The organism is Myxococcales bacterium (assembly GCA_016706225.1).
Taxonomy (GTDB): domain Bacteria; phylum Myxococcota_A; class Polyangia; order Polyangiales; family Polyangiaceae; genus JADJKB01.
Map to the genome: position 1 here is coordinate 594386 of JADJKB010000022.1, position 15284 is coordinate 609669.

At 67.0% G+C, this 15284-nt stretch carries 14 protein-coding genes; 8 read left to right on the forward strand and 6 right to left on the reverse strand.

Annotated features, from left to right (window positions below):
• Positions 1-11 precede the first annotated feature (11 nt).
• Positions 12-1775 (reverse strand): hypothetical protein, encoded by a 1764-nt coding sequence (locus IPI67_33655; GenBank protein ID MBK7585123.1) that lies wholly within the window; start codon positions 1773-1775, stop codon positions 12-14.
• Between the two features lie 241 nt (positions 1776-2016).
• Between IPI67_33655 and IPI67_33660 the strand changes: the two genes are divergently transcribed.
• Positions 2017-4317, forward strand: a complete 2301-nt coding sequence (locus IPI67_33660) for a response regulator (GenBank protein MBK7585124.1) — start codon at positions 2017-2019, stop codon at positions 4315-4317.
• A gap of 14 nt (positions 4318-4331) precedes the next feature.
• Here the strand turns inward: IPI67_33660 and IPI67_33665 are convergent, their stop codons facing one another.
• The 4 genes from IPI67_33665 to IPI67_33680 form a co-directional block, all read right to left on the reverse strand.
• Positions 4332-4865 (reverse strand): hypothetical protein, encoded by a 534-nt coding sequence (locus tag IPI67_33665; protein MBK7585125.1) that lies wholly within the window; start codon positions 4863-4865, stop codon positions 4332-4334.
• Between the two features lie 274 nt (positions 4866-5139).
• Positions 5140-5592: a hypothetical protein gene (locus tag IPI67_33670; protein MBK7585126.1), complete on the reverse strand. Its 453-nt coding sequence runs from the start codon at positions 5590-5592 to the stop codon at positions 5140-5142.
• An 87-nt stretch (positions 5593-5679) separates the two neighbouring features.
• On the reverse strand, positions 5680-6213 hold the full coding sequence (locus tag IPI67_33675) for a hypothetical protein (GenBank protein MBK7585127.1): 534 nt from the start codon (positions 6211-6213) through the stop codon (positions 5680-5682).
• Positions 6200-6532, reverse strand: coding sequence for a hypothetical protein (locus IPI67_33680; GenBank protein ID MBK7585128.1), 333 nt, complete (start codon positions 6530-6532; stop codon positions 6200-6202). The genes IPI67_33675 and IPI67_33680 overlap by 14 nt, the downstream gene beginning before the upstream one ends.
• A gap of 212 nt (positions 6533-6744) precedes the next feature.
• Between IPI67_33680 and IPI67_33685 the strand changes: the two genes are divergently transcribed.
• The 4 genes from IPI67_33685 to IPI67_33700 all read left to right on the forward strand — a co-directional run bounded on the left by IPI67_33685 (position 6745) and on the right by IPI67_33700 (position 11504).
• Positions 6745-9114 carry a 3-hydroxyacyl-CoA dehydrogenase/enoyl-CoA hydratase family protein gene (locus IPI67_33685; protein ID MBK7585129.1) on the forward strand — a complete coding sequence of 790 codons (2370 nt, stop codon included), beginning with the start codon at positions 6745-6747 and terminating at the stop codon, positions 9112-9114.
• An 87-nt stretch (positions 9115-9201) separates the two neighbouring features.
• Positions 9202-9801, forward strand: a complete 600-nt coding sequence (locus IPI67_33690) for a hypothetical protein (protein MBK7585130.1) — start codon at positions 9202-9204, stop codon at positions 9799-9801.
• The gene (locus tag IPI67_33695; GenBank protein ID MBK7585131.1) at positions 9798-10451 is read left to right on the forward strand and encodes a ferritin-like domain-containing protein; all 654 of its coding nucleotides are present in this window, start codon (positions 9798-9800) and stop codon (positions 10449-10451) included. Before IPI67_33690 ends, IPI67_33695 begins: the two co-directional genes overlap by 4 nt.
• Positions 10452-10454: 3 nt before the next feature.
• Complete coding sequence (locus tag IPI67_33700) at positions 10455-11504, forward strand: tRNA-dihydrouridine synthase (GenBank protein MBK7585132.1); 1050 nt, start codon at positions 10455-10457, stop codon at positions 11502-11504.
• Here the strand turns inward: IPI67_33700 and IPI67_33705 are convergent.
• On the reverse strand, positions 11421-12545 hold the full coding sequence (locus IPI67_33705) for an SCO family protein (GenBank protein MBK7585133.1): 1125 nt from the start codon (positions 12543-12545) through the stop codon (positions 11421-11423). The genes IPI67_33700 and IPI67_33705 overlap by 84 nt on opposite strands.
• Positions 12546-12681: 136 nt before the next feature.
• Between IPI67_33705 and IPI67_33710 the strand changes: the two genes are divergently transcribed.
• The 3 genes from IPI67_33710 to IPI67_33720 all read left to right on the forward strand — a co-directional run bounded on the left by IPI67_33710 (position 12682) and on the right by IPI67_33720 (position 15269).
• Entirely contained in the window at positions 12682-14310 is a 1629-nt protein-coding gene (locus tag IPI67_33710) for a carboxylesterase family protein (protein MBK7585134.1), read from the forward strand.
• Positions 14311-14354: 44 nt separating this feature from the next.
• Entirely contained in the window at positions 14355-14774 is a 420-nt protein-coding gene (locus tag IPI67_33715) for a PQQ-binding-like beta-propeller repeat protein (GenBank protein ID MBK7585135.1), read from the forward strand.
• 147 nt (positions 14775-14921) lie between these two features.
• Positions 14922-15269, forward strand: coding sequence for a hypothetical protein (locus tag IPI67_33720; protein ID MBK7585136.1), 348 nt, complete (start codon positions 14922-14924; stop codon positions 15267-15269).
• Positions 15270-15284: the final 15 nt, after the last annotated feature.

Here is a 15284-nt window from a genome sequence, read left to right on the forward strand (position 1 = left end):
CCAGCGGCGCGCTACAGCGCAAGCGGGTGTGGGTACACGTACGCGACGTAGCCTGGTTTCGGCTGACCGTTGTAGAAGTCCCGCCCTTCGACGAGGTGCAGTGTGGTCCGGTCTTCACCGCCCGCGGGCAGCGTCCCGTAACCACCAACGAAGAGATGCCCTCCGACCGTTCCAAGAAAATTGTTGTCCCAGGAGTAGGTCGGCGACAGCTCTTGATTCGTCGTTCGACCTGTTTGGTCCTTGCAGGGGTAGCCCTGCATGCCGGCAAAGTTGCCGTCAATCGGACCATCCTTGTGCGGCCGACCGTTGCAGAACGAGCTGTTGCCGGTGTCGGCGTCGGCGCCGAAGAACCCGTCGCTGCTGCGGTAGTTCCTGAGCTCCAGGAAACCGTCGTAGGTGCCGAACTGCGGTGTCGCGCCCGGGCCGTTGGTCACGGTGTTGTTGTACACGACGCCCGTCCCCGATCGGGACTCGCACAACAGGCCGTGTGGGTAGTTGGGGTCGGTCTCTCCGGTCGGTGACGCGTTCGTCATCGAGTTGTCGTAGATCTCGAACTGCATCGTGCCGCGAATGCTGCTGTCGAAGCCATGCCAGCCCAGGTTCTCGCCGTAGACCTGGTTCTTGCGAAACACGAAGCGAGCGCCTTCGTAGGCGTCTTCCGGACCGTTGGCGACGTTGGGCAGGTCGAAGCTGTCGTCTTCGAGGAAGATCGCTCGGGCCGTGCCCATGCTCGGCGGTCGTGCCCACGAATCGTCGGGGCTCCCGGTTCTTTCGCTGGTGTCCCCGACGAGCGCGACCAGCGTGACCGGGCCGGCGGTGGGCGACTTCGAGAAGTAGTCGTGGTCGATGAGCCCGTAGACCGCGTAGACGTTCATCCCGTACGCGTTGAGGTTGATGAACTTCGAGTGGTCGACGCGGGCGAAGGCGCCGACATCACCTCCGATGCTCACCGCACCGGTCGCCGGAGTCGTGTTGTCGGCACCGTCAAAGGTGAAGCCAGTCACGCGAACCGCTTTCCCGGCGGGTACCGCGACCCCGAGGGCATACCCTGCGGTCAGCTGATACTTGATGATCGTGGCGTCGCTGCCCGCCCCCGCGAGGGTGAGCGCCTTGCCGGTGGCCGGCTTGGTGGTCGAGTCCTTGTTTCCGATCGTCACCGACGTCGTCCAGGAACAAGTGCCGGCCGGGACCTGGACCGTGTCGCCGTCTTCGGCTTGATCGATGGCCGTCTGCACGTCGGCGCTGGAGCAGCTCGCCGCCTGAATGGTGTTGCCAGCTGTGAGGCCGGAGAGATCGTAGCCGGAGCGATCCGCCTTGCACGCGAGTTTGCCCGACTTGTAGCCAGGTACCATCAACGCCGTCATGCCGCCGAGGTCCGAGCCATCGCAGGCTTCACCCGGCTCGAGCACCCCGTTTGCAGTGGGCCCCGCCATGGCGGCCTTCGTCTGAAAGAGGGCGTTCACGACCATGTCCGCACTCACGGTGACGGTGCAGGTGGGCGACGAGCCCGAGCACGCTCCACCCCAGTTCAGAAAAACGGAGTCGTCGCTCGGTGAGGCCGTCAGGGTGAGCTCGGTTCCCACTGCGACGGATTGGCTCGCGCGTTTGCACGTCGTGTCACACGCGATCGCGCCGCCCGTGACGGTGCCGGCACCTTCATGAGACTTCTCGAGCGAGAGCGTGGGCCCCTTCGCCGAAGCGCCGGGAGAGCTCTCGGAGTCACTGCAACCGCAAGTGATCAGCAGTGCAGCGACCAGCAGTGATTTTCGGAGCATTCGGCTCCAGCTTCGCACGACTCGCCTCGACCTCGACGTCGGCGACTTCGACCTTCCGCCTCGCGGCAACGCCGGCTCGTCTCCGAGCGAGGGCAGCGGCCAGCCCCAACGGCACGTCTCATGACGCGGCGCGCTGCAAGATGGGCGCTGTACGGGATGTTACGTCAGGGAATGTTCGGTAGCGTGGCCGACTTGTGATTAGATGTACCGAATCAGTACATCTCTCGGGGGGAGAAGCAGTGTGACCGACGCCGATCTCGCTCAGCCGCGCCGTCAAGCAGTACTCCTGATCGAAGACAACGCCGCTGACCGCGATCGGGTGCGGGGCTGGCTCCAGAGTGAGGTCACGCTCGTCGAGGCCGCCTGCGCCGAGGAGGGCCTGCGGGCTGCCGACGGCGCTGCCTTCGACTGTGTGCTGCTCGATCAGTGCCTGCCAGACCGCGACGGGCTGTCGCTGTTGCCCGCGCTGCGCGCGCGGGGGCTGCCGGTCGTGTTCTTGACCGGGCAAGAGCACGACGCCTTCGAGCCCCTCGCGATGCAGAGCGGCGCTCAGGACTGGCTCGCCAAGGAGGGGCTGAGCGCGCACCTGCTCAAGCGTGCGATCCGACACGCCGTCGAGCGCGATGGAGCCGAGCGTTTGTTCCGCTCCGCACTGGATGCGGCCCCGAATGGCATGCTGCTGGTGAACGACACCGGTCGCATCGTCCAGGCCAACCTCGCGGTGGCGGAGCTGTTCGGTTACGGGCCAAGCGAGCTCGTCGGACAATCGGTCGACGTGCTCGTGCCCGAGGAGCTGCGCGGCGGCCACGCGGCCACCCGCGCGGGCTTCATGAGCCAGCCGGCGAAGCGCAAGATGCACGACCGAAGCGAGCTGTTCGGACGCCACCGGAACGGGGCCCCGATCTCCGTGTCCATCGGGCTGAGCCCGATGAAACATACCGACCACAAGTACGTCATCGTCAGCATCGTCGATCTGCGCGAGCTCAAACAGGCGCGACAAGAGCTTCGGGCCCACGAGAGCCAACTGTTCGAGTTCCTCGAGTCGCTGCCGGTCGGAGTTCACGTGCTGGACGCGGCCGGACGGAGTTACTACGCAAATCGCAGGGCCAAGGCGATGCTCGGCGCGGAGGTCTGCGAGCAGGCGCGCGCCGAGAACCTCTCGTCCGCCTACAACGCGTTCGTGCGCGACAAGGGTGAGCGATATCCGCTGGCGCGGCTGCCAATCATGCGCGCGCTCGCCGGCGAGCGCTCCAGCGTTGCGGACATCGAGCTGCGCCGCGGCGACAAACGCACCGCGGTCGAGATGACGGCGGCGCCGATTCACGGCAGCGACGGCCGCGTCGAATTCGCGATCGCAGCCTTTCGAGATCTGACGCAGCAGGTCGAGCTCGAGCAGCAGCTGCGCCACTCGCAGAAGCTGCACGCCATTGGTCGCCTCGCCGGCGGCGTGGCGCATGACTTCAACAACCTGCTGACGGCGATCTTCAGCTTCGGTGGGTTCGTGCTCGAAGAGCTGGAGGACGGGTCGACTGCGCAGGCGGACATGCAGGAGGTGTTGGGCGCCGCCGAGCGTGCCCGACACCTGACTGCCCAGCTCCTGGCGTTCTCGCGACGGCGCCCGATGCAACCCACCGTGGTGGACATCAAGGCGCTGGTGTCGGGGGTCGATCGCATGCTGCGGCGTATGCTGGGGGAGACCGTCTCGCTGCATCTGGCGCTCGCCCCCGCACTCTGGAACGTGCGCATGGACGCGGGCGCCCTCGAGCAGGTGCTGGTGAACCTGGCGGTCAACGGCCGGGACGCCATGCCCGGGGGCGGCGTGCTGACGCTCGAGGCGACCAACACGACCCTCGACAGCGCTTACGTCGAGGGCAAGGGCAACGAGATCCCGGTGGGTGAGTACGTGGTGATCTCCGTCACCGACAGCGGTGAGGGCATGGACGAGGAGACCCGAGCGCAGATCTTCGAGCCTTTCTTCACCACCAAGGAGTCGGGGACCGGACTCGGGCTTGCGACCTGCCATGGCATCATCGGTCAGGCGGGCGGCTACCTGTGGGTCTACTCCGAGGTCGGCTGTGGCACGACCTTCAAGATTTACCTGCCACGTTGTCTGGCGGCGGTCGCGCGCGCGCCCGACACGCAGACAGCCTCACGTGGGGGCGGCGAGACGATCCTCGTCGCAGAGGACGACAGCCAGGTGCGCGACGTCTTGACCCGGACGTTGTCGCAGGCCGGATATGTGGTGCTGATTGCAACCGACGCGGACTCGGCGCTGACCATCGCGCGCGAGTGCCCCGATCGGATCGACCTCTTGCTGACCGACATGGTGATGCCCAGGATGAGCGGGAAGGAGCTGGCGGACGAACTCCGGGTCTCCCGTCCGGAGACGGCCGTGCTGTTCATGTCGGGCTACACCGCGAATGCGTTCGCGAACCGGGGTGTCCTGGATGCCGACGCCGATCTGTTACAGAAGCCCTTCACTCCACAGGAGGTCTGCGACCGTGTGCGGGCGCGCCTCGACCGGAGCCGAACGCGCGCGTGAGCGGCCTCTGGCAACTACATACACGTGCCCGTCGTGCCGCCCTGCCCCGCGTCCACGCACTTGGCTGGCAGGGTCGGGGGAAAGCCGCCCAACGGACAGGTCGCTGGAGGACAGCTCGTCTTGAAGTCGTCCCGAAGCTTCTTCAGCTCGCCAAGAGCTACCGCGTTGCTGGCGTCGCCCCATTTGAAGTATCCGCAGCCGTCAACGTGCGTGTCGACCCAGACGTTGCAGGTCTCGCCGGTCGAGCCGAGTGGACAGCTCAGCGCTTGGGGTACCAGCTCGGTGTACTTTGCAGTGAGCTCGGCGCAGCTCGCGCCGCCAGCGCCTGCACTTCCCGCGACTCCGCCCATGCCCGCAGCTCCCGCTTGTGCGCCAGTGCCTGCAGCCCCCGCCACCCCGCCAGTGCCTGCAGCTCCTGCTGTTGCGCCAGTGCCCGTCGCCCCTCCGCCCGCGGCACCCGCGGCGCCACCCGTGGCCGACTCACCGGCTATGCTGGACCCACCACAACCGGCCACCAACAACGCAATCAACCAGAATGCGCGCCTCATGCTCGACAGCTCAGCAAGGAATGTACCCTTCTCGTGGCACAGATTGGCCCGCACGATGGAGCGTCCGCAACAACGCGACCGAGTCAGTCGCGGTACGCATCGCCGGCGAGCTCCAAGGTCGTGCGGCGGCCCGCGTCCAGGGACTCGAGGCGTTCCCGAGGCGAGAGGGCCCCGCGGACGCGCGCCGCGATCGCGACCCCACCCGCTCGACAGCTGAGCGATCCCTCGAGGCCTGCCAGGTTTCACGCGGCGGTGCGGTCGTGCAGCTGGCAGGTCAGGGCTTGGCGCAGCCCGCGTTGACCTCGACGTCGGAGCCTTCGACCTTCAGCTTCGCGATGTCGCCGTCATTCGGGTGAATCACGAGCGCGCGCTGGCGGCTGCCGCCCGGAGGGATCTCGAACGGTTTCTCCTCGATGGTCTTCCTGCCGCTCGACCACACCAGCGTGTAGCTCGTGAAGGTGCACGAGCTCTTGGTCGGGTTGTTGAACATGATCTTCACCCGCCGATCGTCCGGGCTGTCCTTGCCGGGCAAGACCTCGACGATCTTTGCGCGAGGGATGGCGGGCTCGGCCTCGGAGGGTTCATTTGGCTTTGCGTCGGCTGCTGGCGCCGACGACGGCGAGGTCGGTGCGTCGCTTGCGGGCGCGGCCGCGGGCGGGGTCGCGCCGCCGCAGGCTGAGAGAAACACGAGCCCCATCCCTCCGAGAACGTTCGCCTGACGTCGCATGTTCGTTCGTACCTTCCCGGGCCAGCGGCGCGCGGTCGAGAGTGCCTGGCTTCCTCGGACCCGATTTCTAACACGGACCGCGATAGGTCACTGCACCGCGGCGAAATCCGCGCCGACGGCGGCTCGGATCCGCTCACGAGCCCCCTCGTCGACGGGCAAGGTCACGAGGCGCCTTTCCAGCTCTTCTCGGTCCGCAAGGCCCGAGCCAATCGCAGCCCGGATGAAGCGCCCGTCTTTGTCCCGACCAGCAACGTACTTCGACAAGAGCAGGTCATGGATCTCGAGACAGAGACCCGTCGCGCCACGCGTATTTGGGTTGCAGATCGGAACCAGCCGCGCTTCCCATCCATCGGGCAGAGTGGCGGTCCCGAGCTCCACACCCTGCGCGTAATAACCAAAGGTATCGTGGAAAGGAGACAGCTCCCCGATGGACCCGTCGATCAGCTCCCACCGCTCCGGGTGGTTCTTCGGATAGACATCGGCCTCGGTCGACACCAGGAGCTCCGCCGGCGCTTCTGGGAACTGGCCGAGCACAGCTTGACTGCCGATCACGATGATCTCGTCGTCGTCCGCGATCTGCGCTGCAGCGCGGATGATGTGCTCGAGGTCAACCCGTCGCACGGTGGGGGTTGCTCCCGAGCTGGCGAAGGATTTGCCAGCGCTCGCGCGGATCGAGCACACCCGCGAAGGGGCTGACTTGCCGGCGATCATGCCCCGCTTCGCTCTCTTCGAGCAGCTCGGCCGTGAGCGCGCCGATTGGAAGCGACAGGATCCGCTCCCACGCTTCCACATACGGCAGCGCCACCGCGCCGCTCGCGCGCCAGTCCGCGACCCGCCGACTGGCCCGCTCGAGGAGCTTCGGTTCGCGAACGACCTGCTGCACGACCGCGCGATGCAGCGCCAAGCTGCGCTGGAACGCAGCGCCTTCTGGACGACTCATGGTTCGCGTTGAGCGTAGCAGATCCGGTTCCATGCCGAGACAGCGCTCCGGTAGGCCGCAAATCTCCGCGCCCGCTCGGCCCCGCCCTCCGGCACGCAGCTTTTGCCCGGCCAGCCACATCCTCGCCCTTGAACTCGCACGCAAGGTGTCACACGGTTCCCGCCGCACGACTCGCGCCTCGGGCGTGGGTTGCACACCCGAAAGGCACGAGGATGACTACTCCCATTCGGCGCGTCGGCGTCATCGGAGCTGGCGTGATGGGCGCCGGCATCGCTGCACACTTTGCCAATGCCTCCGTCGAGGTCCTGCTGCTCGACATCGTTCCCCCGAACCTGAGCGATGCGGAGAAGAAGGACCCCCGCGCGCGCAGTCGTTTTTCGGAAGGCGGCCTCGACAAGGCCATCAAGTCGCGACCCGCGGCCTTCTTCCACAAGAGCCGCGCCTCCCTCGTCGGCACCGGCAACCTCGAAGACGATTTTGCGTCCCTCGCCGGTTGTGATCTCGTGATCGAGGCCGTCGTCGAGCGGCTCGACGTGAAGCGCGCCCTGTTCGAGCGCCTGGAGAAGACCCTGGGGCCGGACGCGGTCATCGCCTCCAACACGTCGGGCTTGCGCATTCAAGACATGCTCGAAGGCCGCAGCGCGAGCTTCAAACAGCGCTTCCTGGTGATGCACTTCTTCAACCCCGTGCGATACATGAAGCTGCTCGAGCTCGTCGCCGGACCGGAGACCACCCCGGCCGTTCGCGATCGCGTGGAGCACTTCGGCCGCGAGGTGCTGGGCAAGGGCATCGTCTGGGCCAAGGACACCCCCAACTTCGTCGGTAACCGCATCGGCACCCACGCCATGCTGTTCGGCATCCGCGAGATGCTCGCCGACAAACTCGCGCCGGAAGATCTCGACGCCATCACCGGTGAGCCGATGGCCCACCCGAAGAGCGCCAGCTTCCGCACCGCGGATCTGGTCGGCCTCGACACCGTCGTGCACGTGGCCGACAACTGTTACCAGGCCCTCACCGCCGATCCCGAGCGCGAGGTGTTTCAGCTGCCGGAGTACATCCGCGAGATGGTCAAGTCCGGCTTCCTCGGCAACAAGAGCAAGGCGGGCTTCTACAAGAAGGCCGGCGCGGACATCCAGACCTTCGACCCGTACGAAAAGACGTATCGGCCCCGGGGTGGCAACAAGGACATCCGCGCCAAGTGCAAGGAGATCGCGAGCGAGGAGGATCCGCGGGCGCGTGTCCGGAAGTTGTTCGAGGACACCGGCCCCGCGGGCACCTTCGGCTGGAAGCTGACGGGCCGAGCGCTGCTCTACGCGGCCAAGATGATCGGTGAAATCACCGACAGCGTCGCCGCCATCGACGACGCCATGCGCTGGGGTTACGGCTGGGAGCTCGGCCCCTTCGAGTCCTGGGACGCCATCGGTTTTGCTCGCGCCCTCGAGCGCATGGAGAAGGACGGCCTCAGCATCCCGGACAACGTGAAGAAGATGAAGGCCGCCGGGGCCACCGCCTTCTACAAGGACGGCCAGATCTTCGATCTTGGCAAGGGCGCCTACGTCGCCCAGCAGATCGACCCCAAGAGCTTGCCGATTGCCCAGCTGCGCAAGGGCGACAAACCCGTGCTCGCGACCTCGAGCGCCGAGGCCTGGGACGTCGGCGACGGAGTCTTGTCGGTCACCTATCGCAGCAAGGCCAACAGCCTCGATCCCGACGTGATCGCGATGCTGCACCAGGCGACGGAGCGCGCGGAGCAAGACTTCCGCGCCCTCATCATCGCCAACGAGGGCGAGCACTTCAGCGTGGGGGCGAACCTGTTCGGTGTCGTCGTCGCCGCGCAGCAGAAGCAGTGGGACGAGCTCGACAAGATGGTGAACGCGCTGCAACAGGCGTGTCAGAAGATGAAATACGCGAAGGTCCCCGTCGTGGCAGCGCCCTACGGCATGGCCGTCGGTGGCGGCCTCGAGGTGTGTCTGGCGGCGGATTCGATCCAGGCGGCGGCGGAGACCTACGCGGGGTTGGTCGAGGTCGGCGTGGGACTGGTCCCGGCCGGCGGCGGTTGTCTGAACCTGCTCTGGCGTGCGCTCGAAGGTGTGCCCGAGGGCGCGGACGTGATCGTGCAGACGCTCGTTGCGCAGGTGTTCAAGAACATCGCCATGGCCAACGTCGCCACCAGCGCGCTGATGGCGCAGGAGCTCGGCTACTTCCGGAAGAGCGACGGCATCAGCTTCGACAAGGCGCGCGTCGCCAGCGATGCCAAGGCGCGCGCCATCGGCATGGCCGAATCCGGTTACCACCCGCCAACCCCGCACAGCTACGTGCTGCCGGGTGAGAGTGGTGTCGCGACCATCTCGATGCTGGTCGACACGCTGGTGGCAGGCGGTTTCGCCACCGAGTACGACGGCGTCATCGCGCGCAAACTCGCCCGCATCCTGTGCGGCGGCGCCGCGGGGGGCGCGGGCCCGGTGTCGGAGCAGCGCATCCTCGATCTCGAGCGCGAGACGTTCCTGTCGCTGTGCGGCGAGCAGCGCACCCTCGACCGCATGCAGCACATGCTGATGAACAACAAACCGCTCAGGAATTGAGCCAGGGGCGCGAACGAAGCGTTCCCCCCTGGCGCACACGGCAGCGCTCGTACCCGAGATGTGCGAGCATTGCCGAGGGCCGCGTCGATGACCACGCCGGGGAGCAGCGCTCGTCTCTTTCACGCCATCGTCGTGATGGGCGCGGCCCTCGGCGCGAGTGCCTGCGGCGGAAGATCAGAGAGTGACTCGTCAGGCACGGACGCCGGCAACGGCGGGTCGAGCGGTGTGGGCGGCGTCGGCGGTGTCGGAGGCGCGCTCGACGCAGGCGGCCCGGATCCGAGCGACTGCGACCTGCCGGCGCAGTTCAAGTGCGAGTCGTATTTCCCACACGTCAATTGCCAGTGCGACACGACGGCCATCGCTCAGCCGAGCAACTGCGAGCACTCCTCGCAGTTCGTCTGCGAGTGGTGCAGCTGCCCGCCGGGTGGGATCTGCTTGTGCTCACCGTATCTCGCGGCGAGCTCGATTCTCACGTGCAAGTGCGATCCCAACAAACCCTCCGGCCCCGACGCATGCGCGTCCACCGCGGAGTTCTTCTGCAACCAGTGGGGTCCGCCGTGGTCGGACTGTTACTGCTTCAAGGGCGTGCCTGCCAGCGCGGCAGACTGCCCCGGCACCGGGCAGTGGACCTGTCACTCCTACTCACCGCCCATCGGCTGCAAATGCTTCTCGATCATCACCAAATGAACGCCGCGGAGCGGCGCAGCCTCGGTGCGTGGTGGCTCGCCCGTGCTCGGGCCGAGCTGGACGCGAGCGGGCAGTTCGAAATCATGGCGCGCCGGCTGGAGCAGCGCGCGGCACCGGTCGAGATCGTCTCGATGGCGCGGCGCGCGGTCGGCGAAGAGCTGCGTCACTCCGAGCTCTGCCTCGAGCTGGCCGCGAGTTATCTGGGAAAAGCGGCTCCGGCGCTGTCGCCCAACAAACCGGACGAACCCAGCTTTGGTGTCGCCGCGCAGGAGCTGACCACCACGCTCCACGTGGTGCTGAGCTCGTGCATCAGCGAGAGCATCGCCACCGCCTTCTTGCGGGTGTGTTTGGAGCAGGCCGAGAGCGCCTCCGTGCGCTCGTCGCTGCGCTCGATCCTCGAGGACGAGATCGGGCATGCGCGGCTCGGCTGGGCGTACCTCGCGACCCTGGCGGAAGAGGAGAAGCGCGAGGTCGGTCGCGCGATTCCCGCGTTGATTCGCACTGGCCGCGACGCCTGGCTCGCCACCGAGACTCCGCCCGATCGCCCGCGAGGCCACGGCAGCCTGTCTCGAGCGGATCTCGAGAGTGTGGTAGCAGACGCGATCGCGAACCTGGTCATGCCGGGATTTGCGCACCTCGGCATCAGGTGACCGATGGCAAAACTGCTGCTCGCCCCGATGGAGGGCCTCGCCGACTACGACCTGCGCAGCGTGCTGACGCGGGTCGGCGGCTTCGACGCGGCGGTGACGGAGTTCGTGCGGGTGTCGGGATCGCTCTTGCCGGCGCGGACCTTTCTCCGCGCTTGCCCGGAGCTGTCCCATCACAGTCGCACTCGCGCCGGCACTCCCGTGATCGTCCAGCTGCTCGGCAGTGATCCAAGCTGCATGGCGGAGAACGCAGCGCGCCTTGCCGAGCTCGCGCCGACCGGCATCGATCTGAATTTCGGCTGCCCCGCCAGGACTGTGAACCGTCACGGCGGCGGCGCAATGCTCCTGGCCACGCCCGAGCTGCTGTTCCAGATCGTGCTCGCCGTCCGCAGGGCGGTGCCTGCAGCGCTTCCGGTGACTGCCAAGATGCGACTCGGCGTAGCTGACCACGACACAGCGCTCGACTGTGCGGCGGCGCTCGAGGCCGGCGGCGCAGCGTCGCTCGTCGTGCATGCCCGAACCAAAGCCGACGGTTACAAACCCCCGGCGCACTGGGAGTGGGTCGCACGGATCCGTGACGTCGTCCGCATGCCGGTGGCCGCCAATGGCGAGGTGTGGTCGGTTTCCGACCACGCCCGCTGCAGATCGGTGAGCGGAGCGGACGACGTGATGCTGGGGCGCGGAGCGGTCGCGGATCCGTTCCTCGCGCGGCGAATTCGCGCGTTCGCCGCCGGCCATGCGCTCAGCACCGAGCGCACGGCGGACTGGCTCGAGCTCGCGCCGCTCCTCTCGGATTACTGGCAGGCGGTGCAAGATCGCGTCGAGCCACGCCACGCACCGGGTCGCCTCAAACAATGGCTGGCCCACCTGCGACGTACGTTCGTCGAGGCCGAGGCGCTGTACCAGGAAGTCAGTCGTCTGGAGCGGGTCGACGAGGTCACGCGGGCGCTGAAGAACGGCCCCGCCTCTCAGTCAACGCGGGTAGGCACTCGGATTTTCGCTGAAGCGCTTCTTGCACCACTCGGAACAGAAGTGCGCGGGCTCACCGGCATCTAGCTCGATGCGCAGTGAATTCGGCGTCACCCGCACCTTCATGTGACAGACGGGATCGATCGCGAGCTTGCCTTCATCCGCGGGCTCCAATGGCGGCGGCAGCGACAGGATGTACTTCGCCAGGCGGTCCAGCTCGTCCGCCGACACGCTGCCGGCGTAAGAGGGCATCATCAGCGGGTACCCGAGCACACGCTTGGCCGCAGGCGAGACGATGGACTCCCTGACGTACGCCTCGTCGGCGGTGAGCAGCATGCGCGTCTCGAGCTCTCGCTGCTTTCCGATGAGCCCGCCCAGCGGCGGCGCCAGCTCGGGGTAGGAGTGGCAGTTGGCGCACGAAAGCTCGTGGAACAGCACCTCGCCGCTGCGCACCTCGACAGGCGGTGGCGCCGGATCGCCGCCCAAGAGCGCGCGCACGCTGCGCGCGAGCGCCTTGAAGTCCCCGGAGTCCTCCGAGTCGAACATGCCTCGCACGACGCCGTGCTGATCGACGAGCACGAAGACCGAGCTGTGCAAGACGGCATCCACACCACCGTCCGAACGCTCCACGCTGATGTGAAAACCCCTGGCCAGCTCGGCTAGACCAGCTGGATTGGTCTCGAGCAGGAGCCAGCGCGTCTCGTTCGGACTCCAGCCCTTGGCGTACGCAGCGAGCGCCTCGACCGTATCGTTCTCGGGATCGACGGAGAAGCTCACGAAGCGCACCGGCAAGCGCGGCAGGTCGCGCTGCAACCGCACCATCTTCGCGGTGAGCATCGGGCAAATGGTACGGCAGGTCGTGAAGATGAAGTTCGCCACGAAGGGCTGACCCGCGAGGGAGGCCTGCGTCACCGGACGGCCGTGCTGGTCCCTGAACGAAAAGTCGGGCGCACGGAAGAGCTCGACGGGGCGAGCCGGTTTTTCTTGGTGGGCGTACTCCTCCGCTGGCACCGGTCCTGGGCTGTCGCGGCGCGGGTAGAAGTAGAACGCCAGCGCCGCGACGAACGAAAGCGCCACTCCGCCGAAGAGGAGGCGTCGCCTGCGATCGCTGGACCGGGCTTCGTTCACCGGGCGGACCGTAGCAAGGGCGCTTCAGTCGGGCACTCGGTCTCGCGCGCGGCGAACAGAAGCGCAGCGAAGAGCGGTCGCTCGTGCGCGATTTGTTCTTGCCGTGAAGCGAGCCGAACGCTGCTATCTTCCGGCGATGCGAGCTTCCGCCCTCCTCCTTTCTCTGCTCCTCACCGCCTGCGGCTCCGACGACGAGCCTTCACCCAATGCCAATACCGGCGGCACGGGCGGCGCCATTGGCAGCGGCGGTGCCGCGGGCACGGGCGGTGCCGCGGGCGCGGGCGGCGGCATTCAGTCCGGGCTCGACGTGACTCTCCCGAGCGGTCAGCTCGCCGGCACGAGCGTCGGCGGCGTGCGGGTGTTCCGCGGCATTCCCTACGCCGAACCGCCGGTCGGTCCGCTGCGCTGGAAACCGCCGCAGAAGAAACAGCCCTGGAGTGGAGTGCGCGACGCCAAGAAGGTCGCGGCGAAGTGCGCACAGTTCGACATCCTCGGCCTCGCGCTCGAAGGACAGGAGGACTGCCTGACCCTCGACGTCTGGACACCCGATCCTGCGCCCACCACACCGCGCCCCGTGATGGTCTGGATCCACGGCGGCGGTTTCATCTCAGGCTCGGGCACGAATGACACCTACGACGGCCAGAACATCGTCACCGCGGGCGACGTGGTGCAGGTCAACATCAACTACCGGCTCGGCCCGCTTGGCTTCCTGTCTCACCCGGAGCTCACCGCCGAGGACGGCAAACACCCAAGCTCGGGCAACTACGGCTTCGAAGACCAACAGGCCGCGCTCAGCTGGGTGAAGGAGAACATCCTGGCGTTTGGTGGTGATCCAGAGCAGGTCACGATCTTCGGTCAGTCTGCCGGAGCCCTCAGTGTCGGCGCTCACCTGGTTGCTCCGGGCAGCGCGGGCAAGTTCGTGCGTGCGATCATCCAGAGCGGACCGTTCATCAAGGGGATCTGGCCGTCACTCTCCACGACCGAGGCGCAAGGCGGCGAGCTCGCCAAGGCGCTCGCGTGCACTGACATCGCGTGCCTGCGTGGCAAGAGCCAGGAAGAGCTGCTGAAGGCACTTCCGCTCAAGAAGGTTCTGTTCTTCGGCAACGGCGTGAACTGGACGCCGAACGTGGACGGCTTCGTCTTCACGGAGTCGCCGAGCGCGAGCTTCGCCGCTGGCAAGGCCGCCAAGGTTCCGGTGCTGCTCGGCGCCAACTCGGAAGAGGGGGAAGCGTTCACGCTGTTCGGCGGCGTCGCTGGCATCGACGAGGCGGGGTATCAGACCCAGCTCGCGTCCCTGGGCAAGACCCTGGGGTTCGACGCGGCCAAGGTGCTCGCCGAGTACCCCGCCGCGAGCTACGCATCACCAACCGCAGCGCTCACCACGGTCATCACCGACGGTTTCGTGTGCAGCACCCGGGGCCTCGCTCGCAACCTGTCGAAGAGCGGAACCCAGACGTTCCTGTACCACTTCTCACAACCCATCACGGTGCTGGGCGCGACCCACTCGATGCACAGCGCGGAGCTCGCGTACGTGTTTGGCACGACGTTCCTGGAGAACAAACCCACGGGCCCCGGCCTGGCTCTGTCGAAGAGCATGCTCGAGTACTGGACACGCATGGGCAGCACCGGCGATCCAAACGGAGGCAGCGCCGTGAGCTGGCCGAAGTACGAAGCCGCCAGCGACTCGCACCTCGGGCTCGACCTGGAGATCAAAGCAGGCACCGGGCTGAAGTCCGCGGCGTGTGATTTCTGGGACACGCTGTAGGCACGGGTCCGCGCGGAGGCGCGACCGGCGTATAGTCTGGGCCAATGTATCGGCAATCCGCAGACGAAGACCGCTCGATCCTGGTGAGCGCGTTCAACGGCAAGGTTTTTGGCATCGAGCGCTCCACCGGACAGATCCGCTGGAAGTTCCCGGGACGCATCGGCGGGGAGGTCGAGCTCGCCGTGGGCGCCGGCGTGGTGGTGGCGTGTGCCTCGAAGCAGCTTGCGTTCCTCGAATACGCGACGGGCCGGCCGCTGCGGATTGTCGATCTGGTCGGAGAGTTTCCGACGCGAGCGATCATGCTGATCGACGGGTCACAGATCTTCGTCGCGCGGGCCGGCGAGATCACGTGCTACACGACGAGTGGAGACTTGCTCTGGTCGCAGCCGTTGATCGGTGAGGGGATCGGTCACGTGTCACTGGCGCTTCCGGGCAACGCGCGGCAGGCGGACCAGAGCGGTTAGGCGCTCGAGCGCGCGCGGCGCGAGGTCGTCGGGTGGCGATGGCCGCCGGCGAACGCGGCCGTCGCCGCGCAGACCGGGTCACAATCGCCGAATTTCGCGGGCCGTCTCGCTGGCCCGCAGCTTGCTCGAGCCCATGCGGAGGCTCGCATGCTCGTACCCAATTCCGTTGATCCGAATCCGACCGACGCTCTCGACGTGCTCACGTTCGAGCGCCTGGCCGATGATCCCCACGCCCGCCGAGAGCTGCTCTGGGCGTTGTCCATGATCCAGGGCGACACACGCGCGGCGCGCTCCCTCGAGGCCGTGGACTTGGGCCTGGCCAAGCGCCTCGCTCCGGTCGTCGCGCGCCACTGGCTCGCGGCTCGCGCGCACGGCAGCTCCGAGCCCGCGTCGCCCGCTTTCTACGAGGCCATCTGGAGCGAACGCTTCGACCACCATCGCGCTCGCTACCTGGGTGTTCTCTGTTGCTGCCCGGAGTGCGCGCGCGCGGCGTGAAGCGAGAGCCAAGCT